Source organism: Mesorhizobium sp. B1-1-5 (genome assembly GCF_006443065.1).
In the GTDB taxonomy this organism is placed as follows: Bacteria; Pseudomonadota; Alphaproteobacteria; order Rhizobiales; family Rhizobiaceae; genus Mesorhizobium.
The window spans coordinates 1-1,129 of record NZ_VFWS01000562.1 but is presented as its reverse complement, the minus strand read 5'-3'; the positions used below and the strand labels follow the sequence as shown (position 1 = coordinate 1,129).

Here is a 1,129-nt window from a genome sequence, read left to right as displayed (position 1 = left end):
GCCTTTTCTACAATACCGTGATCGCTCAGGACTATGACGCCAAGATCATTTCCTTTTCCGGCAATACGGAAACCAAACACGCCCAGCGCAGCGGCAAATGCGCAGCGTGGCTGTCGGACGATACGGCGATCCAGCAGTCGTTGAGAACCGAAGGCTGGGATGGTTACGAAATGCCCCTGAAATCCCGATATCACAGCTATTGGGCGGCAGGCGTTCCGCTGGAGGAGCGCGACGGCATCTGGGGAAAATTCATGACCGGCATGACCCATGGCTGGCATGCCTCCGGCAAGCTCATCGAACTTGCCGAGAAATGGAAAGTGGTCGCGGATCCGTGGTTCGACGCCGAACACGAAAAGCTGCTTGCGGCTGCCAACACGAAAATGGACCGCCAGTAGTCTCAACCCGACAGGCGCGCCGCCAGGCCGGTTGGCGGTCGACAGACAGCCTTGGTCGAGCCGGCGGCCAAAGACGGAAGAACTCCATTTTGAGACCGGTGGACGCGGTCCTCCGGTCGATTTTTTCCAACTCTTGGTTCGATCGGCCCGGCGCTGGCGCCTGCGCCAAGCGGATCCATAGTTGCAAACAAGCAGGGATATCATGCGCCTTTCACTCGATGAACTTTCCGGATCAGTCTTCGACGTCGCCATCGTTGGTGCCGGCATCAACGGCGCCGAAACAGCGCGTTGCCTCAGTGCTGCCGGCTATTCGGTGCTGCTCGTCGACAAGAGTGATTTCGCCGCCGGCGCCAGCGGACGGTCTTCGCGGCTCCTTCATTGCGGTCTGCGTTATCTCGCGCCCGGAAAATCCGTCTGGGAATTCGTGCGCCAGCCGCAGAGCTTCCTGACCGCGTGCCGGATGGCGCGGGCGGCGATGCAGTCACGGGCGCAATTCGTCCGCGACACGCCCGACCGCACGCGCTCCATGACCTTCTGCTTTCCCGTCTACCGTGGAGGCCCTTATAGGGGTTGGCAGATCGATGCGGCGTTCCGCATCCTGAAATCCCTGGGCGGCCGCGAGGTGCCGCTCAATTACCGCCGGTTATCGGGCGCAGAAGTCGCGCAGATGCCGCTTCTCCAGCATCTGCGCGACAAGCAGGCGCTCCAGTCGGTCGCCATGTTCGACGAATACC

The 1,129-nt window shown here is 61.2% G+C and carries 1 protein-coding gene and 1 pseudogene; both read left to right on the top strand.

Annotated elements, in window-relative coordinates; translation table 11 throughout:
• Window positions 1–395, top strand: a pseudogene (locus FJ980_RS35040) (ABC transporter substrate-binding protein); the annotation flags it as partial.
• Between the two features lie 202 nt (window positions 396–597).
• The coding region (locus FJ980_RS33300; RefSeq protein WP_140547634.1) for an FAD-dependent oxidoreductase at window positions 598–1,129 on the top strand (532 nt) is incomplete at its 3' end.